Raw genomic sequence first — 9,836 nt, forward strand, 5'->3', positions numbered from 1 at the left:
CCGCGCGCCCGCCGGCTGCCGGCGCGGCGCCACAGCGGCCTCGCGGACCTCGCCCGGTCCGCCCCCATAACCGAGTTGATCACCCGAATGATGAATCCGATTTCCCTTATCTGCATCCTGGCCGGCGTCGGCCTGAATGCCTGTGCGCAACTGTTGCTGAAAGCCGGTGTCAATGCCGTTGGACACTTCGAATTCAGCCGTGCGAACATCCTGCCCATCGGCTGGAAGCTCGCCACGCAGTTGCCGATCATCGGCGGACTCACCTGCTACGTGTTCAGCGTGGTCGTGTGGATCGTGGGCCTCTCGCGCGTCGACGTCTCGATCGCCTACCCGATGCTCTCGCTCGGCTACGTGGTCAACGCGTTCGCGGCCTGGTATCTGTTCGGCGAAGTGATGAGCGTGCAGCGCCTCGTCGGCATCGGCATCATTCTGATCGGCGTGGTCGTGCTGGCGCGCAGCTGATCGGCGCAACCTGGCCATCCGCCATTTCGAAGCCATATCGAAGCAAATCGTAAGGTCGGCGGCGCATGCTTCGCGCCGCCACAGCCTCACTCACTATCTGACGTTCTGACGAGCCAAGCCCTCATGACCCAGTCATCCGCGCAGTCCTCCGTTCCGTTCCTCCCGTTCGTCAAACCCGAGATCGACGAGGAAACCATTCAGGGCGTCGTCGACGTGCTCCGCTCGGGCTGGATCACGACCGGCCCGCAGAACCAGGCATTCGAAGCCGCGCTGTCCGAGTATTGCGGCGGCCGTCCGGTGCGCACCTTCAACTCGGGTACGGCGACGCTGGAGATCGGTCTGCGCATCGCGGGCGTCGGTCCCGGCGACGAAGTCATCACCACGCCGGCCTCGTGGGTGTCCACGAGCAACGTGATCTACGAAGTGGGCGCGACGCCCGTGTTCGCCGACATCGACCCGCTCACGCGCAACATCGACCTCGACAAGCTCGAAGCCGCCATCACGCCGCGCACCAAGGCGATCATTCCGGTGTTCCTCTCGGGCCTGCCCGTCGACATGGACCGCCTCTACGCGATCGCCCGCCAGCACAAGCTGCGCGTGATCGAGGACGCCGCCCAGGCGTTCGGCGCGAGCTGGAACGGCAAGCGCATCGGCGAACTCGGCGACATCGTCTCGTTCAGCTTCCACGCGAACAAGAACCTCACGGCGATCGAAGGCGGCGCGCTCGTGCTCAACAACGAGGACGAAGCGGAACTCGCGCGCAAATACCGGCTGCAGGGCATCACGCGCACGGGCCTCGACGGCATGGACTGCGACGTGCTCGGCGGCAAGTACAATCTCACGGACGTGGCCGCGCGCGTGGGCCTCGGCCAGCTCAAGCACATCGAGCGTTTCACGCTGCAGCGCCGCAATCTCGCGAAGGCGTATTTCGCGGGCTTCGAAGGCGGCGCGGCCGTGAAGCTCGGCATGGGCCTGCCGCACGCCGACTTCGCGAACAGCAACTGGCACATGTTCCAGATCACCCTGCCGCTCGAAAAGCTCACGCTCACGCGCGCGGAATTCATGGAACAGCTCAAGGAACGCGGGATCGGTTCGGGCGTGCACTACCCGGCCATCCACCTGTTCACGCTCTATCGCGAGCGCGGTTTCCGTGCGGGCATGTTCCCGCACGCCGAGCGGTTCGGCGCGACCACGGTCACGCTGCCGCTCTTCACGCTGATGACGGAAGCGGACGTCGCGCGCGTATGCCGCGCCGTCAACGACATCTGCACGCAGTTCGCGAAGTAAGCATCGCCAGCAAGTACCTGCACGGAGTGGGCGCTGTTCGGCCAATCGCGCCCGCCCCGCCAGCCGTACACTGTCGTGCAACACGGATTACCCCAACGGAAAAGACGCACACATGAGTCAAACGGAACAACGCACCTTGACCCCGGAAACGCCGGAAGTCTCGGTCATCATTCCGGTCTACAACGAGGAAGCCGGACTGGCCGCGCTGTTCGCGCGCCTGTACCCGGCGCTCGACAAGCTCGGCACCTCGTACGAAGTCATCTTCATCAACGACGGCAGCCGCGACCGCTCCGCCGCGATGCTCGCCGAGCAGTTCCGCGCGCGCCCGGACACCACGCGCGCGATCCTGCTCAACGGCAACTACGGCCAGCACATGGCGATTCTCGCGGGCTTCGAGCAGTCGCGCGGCGAGATCGTCATCACGCTCGACGCCGACCTGCAGAATCCGCCCGAGGAAATCGGCAAGCTGGTCGAGAAGATGCGCGAAGGCTACGACTACGTGGGCACGATCCGCATGCAGCGCCAGGACAGCCTGTGGCGCCGCAAGGCTTCGCAGGCCATGAACCGGCTGCGCGAGCGCATCACGCGCATCAAGATGACGGACCAGGGCTGCATGCTGCGCGCCTACAACCGTCATATCGTCGATACGATCAACCGTTGCGGCGAAATCAACACCTTCATTCCGGCGCTCGCGTACACCTTCGCGCAGAACCCGGTCGAAGTCGACGTCGCGCACGAAGAGCGCTTCGCGGGCGAGTCGAAGTACTCGCTCTATAGCCTGATCCGACTGAACTTCGACCTCGTCACGGGCTTCTCGGTCGTGCCGCTGCAATGGCTGTCGTTCATCGGCGTGATTCTTTCGCTGGGCTCGGCGGGCCTGTTCGTGCTGCTGCTGATCCGCCGCTTCATCATCGGCGCGGAAGTGCAAGGCGTGTTCACGCTGTTCGCCATCACGTTCTTCCTGCTCGGCGTGATCATCTTCGCGCTCGGCCTGCTCGGCGAGTACATCGGCCGTATTTATCAGCAGGTGCGCGCGCGTCCGCGCTATCTGGTGCAGACGATTCTCGAAGCGCGCAACGGTCGCGAAGTGGTCGAAGTGCCGCGTCAGGACGTCGTGCAGGCCGTGCAGACCGCGCTGAATCCTGTCGGCGCCGCGAACCAGAACGTCAACCCGAACGGCGGCGCCAACGGTGGCAACAACGTCGACCAGGAAGCCGGTCAGGACGCACGCCACGGAGCCCAGTCATGAAAGCGCGCGCCGTCGTCTTCGCGTATCACAACGTCGGGGTGCGCTGCCTGCAGGTGCTGCTCGCGCGCGGCGTGGACGTGGCGCTCGTCGTCACGCACGAAGACAGCCCGACCGAAAACATCTGGTTCGGCAGCGTGAAGTCGGTGGCCGAGGAACACGGCATCGACGTCATCACGCCCGCCGATCCGAAAAGCCCCGAGCTGCGCGCCGCGATCGCCGCCGCCAGGCCCGACTTCATCTTCTCGTTCTACTACCGCCACATGTTGCCGGTCGATCTGCTCGCGCTCGCCGCGCGCGGCGCCTACAACATGCACGGCTCGCTGCTGCCGAAGTATCGCGGCCGCGTGCCGACCAACTGGGCGGTGATCAAGGGCGAAACGGAAACCGGCGCGACGCTGCACGAGATGGCCGCGAAGCCCGACGCGGGCGCGATCATCGCGCAGACGCCGGTGCCGATCCTGCCCGACGACACGGCGGCGATGGTCTTCGACAAGGTGACGGTGGCCGCCGAGCAGACGCTCTGGCGCGTGCTGCCCGCCCTCGTCGCGGGCGAAGCGCCGCACCTGCCGAACGATCTGTCGCAAGGCAGCTACTACGGCGGACGCAAGCCCGAAGACGGCCGGCTCGACTTCTCGCAGAGCGCGCAGGACGTCTACAACCTGATCCGCGCAGTCGCGCCGCCGTACCCGGGCGCGTTCACGGATATCGGCGAGCATCGCTTCGTGATCGCGCGCGCGCGGCTGGTGCGCCCCGGCACGCAAGACGCCGAAAGCGTGCGCGCCCTCGCCGGATTGCCCGCCGGCATCCACGTAAGCGATAATGCGCTTTTCGCCGTTTGCGGCGACGGCCGCGCCATCGCGATTCACGAACTGCGGCACGCACCGAATCTGGAACACGGCGGTCAAGAGACCGTCGTCACGCCCGCCGCGTTCTCCGACCTCATTTCATCTGTCCCCCGTCCATGAAAAAAGTTCTGATCCTGGGTGTCAATGGCTTCATCGGCCATCACCTCTCCAAGCGCATCCTCGAGACCACGGACTGGGAAGTGTTCGGCATGGACATGCAGACGGACCGCCTCGGCGATCTGGTCAAGCATGAGCGCATGCACTTCTTCGAAGGCGACATCACGATCAACAAGGAGTGGGTCGAGTATCACGTCAAGAAGTGCGACGTGATCCTGCCGCTGGTCGCCATCGCCACGCCGGCCACCTACGTGCAGCAGCCGCTGCGCGTGTTCGAACTCGACTTCGAGGCGAACCTGCCGATCGTGCGTTCGGCGGTCAAGTACCGCAAGCACCTTGTCTTCCCGTCGACCTCCGAGGTCTACGGCATGTGCTCGGACGAGCAGTTCGACCCGGACGCGTCGGCCCTCACCTACGGCCCGATCAACAAGCCGCGCTGGATCTACGCGTGCTCGAAGCAGCTGATGGACCGCGTGATCTGGGGCTACGGCATGGAAGGCCTGAACTTCACGCTGTTCCGTCCGTTCAACTGGATCGGCCCGGGCCTCGACTCGATCTACACGCCGAAGGAAGGTTCGTCGCGCGTCGTGACGCAGTTCCTCGGCCACATCGTGCGCGGCGAGAACATCAGCCTCGTCGACGGCGGCGCGCAAAAGCGTGCGTTCACCGACATCGACGACGGCATCGAAGCGCTGATGAAGATCATCGACAACAAGGACGGCGTCGCCTCGGGCAAGATCTTCAACATCGGCAACCCGACCAACAACTTCTCGGTGCGCGAACTCGCGCACAAGATGCTGGCGCTCGCTGCCGAATTCCCCGAGTACGCGGAAACGGCGAAGAAGGTCCAGCTGGTCGAAACGTCGTCGGGCGCGTACTACGGCGCGGGCTACCAGGACGTGCAGAACCGCGTGCCGAAGATCGACAACACGATGCAGGAACTCGGCTGGGCGCCGAAGTCGACCTTCGACGAAGCGCTGCGCAAGATCTTCGAAGCGTATCGCGGCCATGTCGGCGAAGCGCGCGCGCTCGTCGAACAGCAGCAAGCGTAACGCCGGGGACAACGCCACTTGGCCCGCATCGTTCTCAAGATCGACGTCGACACGCTGCGCGGCACGCGTGAAGGCGTGCCGAATCTCGCGCGCATCTTCGACCGCTACAAGGCGCGCGCGACGTTCCTGTTCAGCCTCGGCCCGGACCATACGGGCTGGGCGCTGCGCCGCGTGTTCCGTCCGGGCTTTCTGAAGAAGGTCTCGCGCACCTCGGTGGTCGAGCATTACGGCATCCGCCAGCTGATGTACGGCGTGTTGCTGCCCGGCCCCGACATCGGCGTGGAAGCGGCCGCGCAGATGCGCGCGATCCACGAAGCCGGCTTCGAGTGCGGCATCCACACGTGGGACCACGTCTACTGGCAGGACAACGTGCGCACGCGCGACGCGCAATGGACCGCGCGTCAGATGCAGAAAAGCTACGACCGCTTCACGCGCATCTTCGGCACGCCGCCCGTCACGCACGGCGCGGCAGGCTGGCAGATGAACGAGTCGGCATTCGAGCAGATCGACACCTGGGGCATGCAGTACGCCTCGGACGGGCGCGGCCATTCGCCCTACCGTCCGGTCGTGAACGGCCGCACGCTCAACCACGTGCAGATGCCCACCACGCTGCCCACGCTCGACGAAGTGCTGGGCGTCGATGGCGTGGATACGGACACCGTCGCCGCGTGGATGCTCAAGCTCACGGAAAACAATCCGCACGATCAGGTGTTCACGCTGCACGCGGAACTCGAAGGCCAGAAGCTCGCGCCCGTGTTCGAACAGCTGCTCGCGGGCTGGCGCGCACAGGGCCACACGTTTGCCACGATGGGCGACTACCATGCGACGCTGGACCCGGATTCGCTGCCATCGTACCCTGTCACCTGGGGCGAGATCGCGGGCCGTTCCGGCCAGTTGATCGTACAGCCCGACTGAACCCCGCCGCCCGCGCCGCCGCGCCTGTCTTCGCGCACGCAGCCCATGCCGCTAGCACGGCGCCGCGAGCGGCACACACCGTCCCGGCCGGCGCCCGCGCCGCCCCCGCGCCAGCCAATAACAAAGGGAGAGCCACGTGCCTGACGTGACCATCGCTGTCGACCAACCCGTTCCCGACTTCACCGCGCCCGCCACGGGCGGCGACTTCACGCTCTCGAGCCTCAAGGGCAAGAAGGTCGTCCTCTACTTCTATCCGAAAGACAACACGCCGGGCTGCACGCGCGAAGGCATGGAATTCCGCGACCTGTTCGCGAAGTTCAAGAAGGCCGGCGCCACGATCGTGGGCGTCTCGCGCGACAGCGTGCGCTCGCACGACAACTTCAAGGCCAAGCTCGAACTGCCGTTTACCTTGGTATCGGATGGCGACGAAGCGCTCTGCTCGCTCTTCGGCGTCATCAAAATGAAGAAAATGTATGGCAAAGAAGTGCGTGGAATCGAGCGCTCCACCTTCCTCATCGACGCCGACGGCGTGCTGCGCCGCGAGTGGCGTGGCCTCAAGGTTCCGGGCCACGTCGAGGAAGTTCTGGAGGCTGTACAAGCGCTTTGAGGCGCGTTATATTGGGCTGCAATGAGTGCCTGTCCAACCCATTTTTTGATGCATTGCAGCGGTCTCGCAACCGGTCACGTCGTGGCCGGAAATGCGCTTCCGGGGCAGCGTGTCAGCACAGCAGTCAAGCCGCTTGCCTCGTCAGTCGGGGCGGCGGCTTTTTTGTTGGCCTTTCTGTTGAATGTCACTCCCTCCACGCCGCGCCGGCGTAGCGACCCGGTGCGCGTCAACGTCAAGGAGCCGATCGAAAAACAGGCGAACCGGCATTTTCAGACCTGAGCGCGCACCCAGCGCGGTCACGGCGGCGGCCCACCCGGCTGTCCGCACGCGCCGCCCGAAAGCGCACCTTACTGGGTAACCCCGCGACCACTCGACCCGATTTTTTCGAGGGACACCATGCCTTTGCCTACTCCCCCCAGCAAGCTCGGCAACCTGCTGCCGCCCGAGGAATACAAGGCGCGCGCGAAGCCCTCGCGCAGCACCCGCAAAGCAGCGGGTGAGAACGACGCCGCCGATGTTGCCTCGGAACTTGCCAACGACGCGACCGCCTATGGTGCGGCAAGCGTCGCCGAACCGATGACCGAGGCCGCGAACGCCGCGACCACGCTGCGCACCGTGCCGCTGCCTTCCGCCAGCGCCGAACTCGCCGCGCTCGAACCCGTCGCGCCGGCCCCCGCACGAAAACGCAAACAGACCGCCGCGTTGCTGCAGCCGCTCCAGGCTCATGCGACGCCGGCCGCCGAAGCGCCCGTTGCGCGCAGCGGCAAACAACCCGCCGCGAAAACCTCGGGCGGCACGACCGCACCGGCCACGCGCGGCAGCACGAAAAAACGCGTGCATCCGGAAGAAGCCGTCGAAGTCCAGAAGCTGTTCGTGCTCGACACCAACGTGCTGATGCACGACCCGACCTGCCTGTTCCGTTTCGAGGAACACGACGTCTATCTGCCGATGATGACGTTGGAAGAACTCGACAACCACAAGAAAGGCATGTCGGAAGTCGCGCGCAACGCGCGTCAGGTCAGCCGCACGCTCGATCAGCTCGTGGCGAACGCGGGCCCGATCTCGGAAGGCATTTCGCTCGCGCGCCTCGGCAGCCGCGAAGCTCTCGGCCGCCTGTATTTCCAGACCACGCTCACGCACATCGATCCGGTCGACGGCCTGCCCGAAGGCAAAGCCGACAACCAGATTCTCGGCGTGGTGCGCGCGCTGCAACGCGACCGGCCGGACCGCCTCGTCGTGCTGGTGTCGAAAGACATCAACATGCGTATCAAGGCGCACGCGCTCGGCCTGCCCGCCGAAGACTACTTCAACGACCAGGTTCTCGAAGACAAGGACCTGCTCTACTCGGGCATCCGCGCGCTGTCGCAGGACTTCTGGGCGAAGCACGCCAAGGGCATGGAGTCCTGGCAGGACACCAAGACCGGCACCACGTACTACCGCGTGACCGGGCCCGAGTGCGCGTCGATGCTCGTCAACGAGTTCGTCTATCTCGAGCCGCAGAACGGCGAGCCCGCGTTCCACGCGATCGTGCGCGAGCTCAACGGCAAGACGGCGCTGCTGCAGACGCTGCGTGACTACGGCCACCACAAGAACAACGTGTGGGGCATCACGGCGCGCAACCGCGAGCAGAATTTCGCGCTGAACCTGCTGATGAATCCGGACATCGACTTCGTCACGCTGCTCGGCCAGGCCGGTACCGGCAAGACGCTCGTCGCGCTTGCGGCGGGCCTCGCGCAGGTGCTCGACGACAAGCGCTACAACGAGATCATCGTGACGCGCGCGACGGTGCCGGTCGGCGAGGACATCGGCTTCCTGCCGGGCACGGAAGAGGAAAAGATGCAGCCGTGGATGGGTGCCTTCGACGACAACCTCGAAGTGCTCCAGAAGACCGACGACGCCGCCGGCGAATGGGGCCGCGCCGCGACCCAGGAGCTGATCCGTTCGCGCCTGAAGGTCAAGAGCATGAACTTCATGCGCGGCCGCACCTTCGTCGACAAGTATCTGATCATCGACGAGGCGCAGAACCTGACGCCCAAGCAGATGAAGACGCTCGTGACGCGCGCGGGCCCCGGCACGAAGATCGTGTGCCTCGGCAACATCGCGCAGATCGACACGCCGTATCTGACCGAAGGCAGCTCGGGTCTGACCTACGTGGTCGACCGTTTCAAGGGCTGGGCGCATAGCGGGCACGTGACGCTGGCGCGCGGCGAGCGTTCGCGTCTGGCCGATTACGCTTCGGACATTCTCTAAAACGCTCCGGCGGCGCGGTTTTTTCACCGCGCCACGTCTGTTGCGTCGTACCTGAAAGGACCGCATCCGGATCGCCGGATGCGGTCCTTTTTTCTTGCGCGTCGCCCGCGCCCACGGGCGTTTTGGCCCTTCGCGGCGTGCCGAACCCGCAACAGATCGCCCGCGAACTTCAAGTAATTCTTGAAGAATTCTTGCCGAAGCCGTGTCCCACGGGCTACCATCCGCTCATTACCGGTTTTCCCCAATGGCGGACGCGCGTCGTTCGCCGTCCGCTTTTCATGCGTCGACTCTGGCTTCCGTTGCTGATCGTGATGTTCCTTGCGGCGTGTTCGAGCGCGCCGCAGAAGGTGTCGCGCGGCGGCGGATCGAGCGGCGGCTACGCCTGGCGCACCAAGCCGCCCGGCTTTCCCAATTTCGTCGACCACAGCATCGGCCGCGAGGAAATCTCGATCCAGGCGATGGGTCTCGTCGGCATTCCCTATCGCTGGGGCGGCAATACGCCCGATAGCGGCTTCGATTGCAGCGGTCTCGTGAAATACGTGTTCGCGCGCGCCGCGTCGGTCGATCTGCCGCGCACCACGGCCGACATGAGCCAGCGCGGCGAGTCGATCGAGCCGGACGAAATCGCGGCCGGCGACCTCGTGTTCTTCAACACCACCGGGCGGCCGCACTCGCATGTGGGCATTTACGTGGGCAATCTGCGCTTCGTGAATGCGCCGTCGACGGGCGGCACCGTGCGGCTCGACTATCTGACCAATCCCTACTGGGCGAAGCATTTCGACGGCATCCGCCGCATGGCGCCGCCCAAACGCGCGCCGAGCACGCCGTTCGATACGCCGACTTACGAGGCGGCGACGCCTGCTCCGGTCGCGCCGGCCGCAAGCGTGGCGGTTGCCGCGCCTGCGGCTCGCGTCAGTGCTGCAGCGGTGGATCAGCGTCGCCTGACGAGCACGCCGCCAACTACCTACACGAATACGGCGGCGATACCTGCATCGCCCGCGCCGCAGGCCGCGTCCGCCGACGCCTTCGAGCCGCCGCCCGCCGCGATGGGC

9 protein-coding genes are annotated in these 9,836 nt (G+C 65.4%); all 9 read left to right on the forward strand.

Annotation, left to right across the window (positions count from 1 at the left end):
• The first annotated feature begins 90 nt into the window (after nt 1-90).
• Nucleotides 91-462 carry an SMR family transporter gene (locus G3N97_RS32895; protein ID WP_065060114.1) on the forward strand — a complete coding sequence of 124 codons (372 nt, stop codon included), beginning with the start codon at nt 91-93 and terminating at the stop codon, nt 460-462.
• A gap of 123 nt (nt 463-585) precedes the next feature.
• On the forward strand, nt 586-1,749 hold the full coding sequence (locus G3N97_RS32900; RefSeq protein WP_110328104.1) for a DegT/DnrJ/EryC1/StrS aminotransferase family protein: 1,164 nt from the start codon (nt 586-588) through the stop codon (nt 1,747-1,749).
• Nucleotides 1,750-1,861: 112 nt separating this feature from the next.
• The gene (locus tag G3N97_RS32905) at nt 1,862-2,998 is read left to right on the forward strand and encodes a glycosyltransferase (RefSeq protein ID WP_241030982.1); all 1,137 of its coding nucleotides are present in this window, start codon (nt 1,862-1,864) and stop codon (nt 2,996-2,998) included.
• The gene (locus G3N97_RS32910) at nt 2,995-3,963 is read left to right on the forward strand and encodes a formyltransferase (protein ID WP_205997087.1); all 969 of its coding nucleotides are present in this window, start codon (nt 2,995-2,997) and stop codon (nt 3,961-3,963) included. The genes G3N97_RS32905 and G3N97_RS32910 overlap by 4 nt, the downstream gene beginning before the upstream one ends.
• The gene (locus G3N97_RS32915) at nt 3,960-5,012 is read left to right on the forward strand and encodes a bifunctional UDP-4-keto-pentose/UDP-xylose synthase (RefSeq protein WP_074984245.1); all 1,053 of its coding nucleotides are present in this window, start codon (nt 3,960-3,962) and stop codon (nt 5,010-5,012) included. Before G3N97_RS32910 ends, G3N97_RS32915 begins: the two co-directional genes overlap by 4 nt.
• An 18-nt stretch (nt 5,013-5,030) precedes the next feature.
• Entirely contained in the window at nt 5,031-5,927 is an 897-nt protein-coding gene (locus G3N97_RS32920; protein WP_205997088.1) for a polysaccharide deacetylase family protein, read from the forward strand.
• A 145-nt stretch (nt 5,928-6,072) separates the two neighbouring features.
• Nucleotides 6,073-6,534 carry a peroxiredoxin gene (locus G3N97_RS32925; RefSeq protein ID WP_065060077.1) on the forward strand — a complete coding sequence of 154 codons (462 nt, stop codon included), beginning with the start codon at nt 6,073-6,075 and terminating at the stop codon, nt 6,532-6,534.
• Between the two features lie 396 nt (nt 6,535-6,930).
• Complete coding sequence (locus G3N97_RS32930; RefSeq protein ID WP_205997089.1) at nt 6,931-8,784, forward strand: PhoH family protein; 1,854 nt, start codon at nt 6,931-6,933, stop codon at nt 8,782-8,784.
• Between the two features lie 278 nt (nt 8,785-9,062).
• The coding region (locus G3N97_RS32935; protein WP_205997090.1) for a C40 family peptidase at nt 9,063-9,836 on the forward strand (774 nt) is incomplete at its 3' end.

The organism is Paraburkholderia sp. Ac-20347, from assembly GCF_017104805.1.
Classification (GTDB): domain Bacteria; phylum Pseudomonadota; class Gammaproteobacteria; order Burkholderiales; family Burkholderiaceae; genus Paraburkholderia; species Paraburkholderia tropica.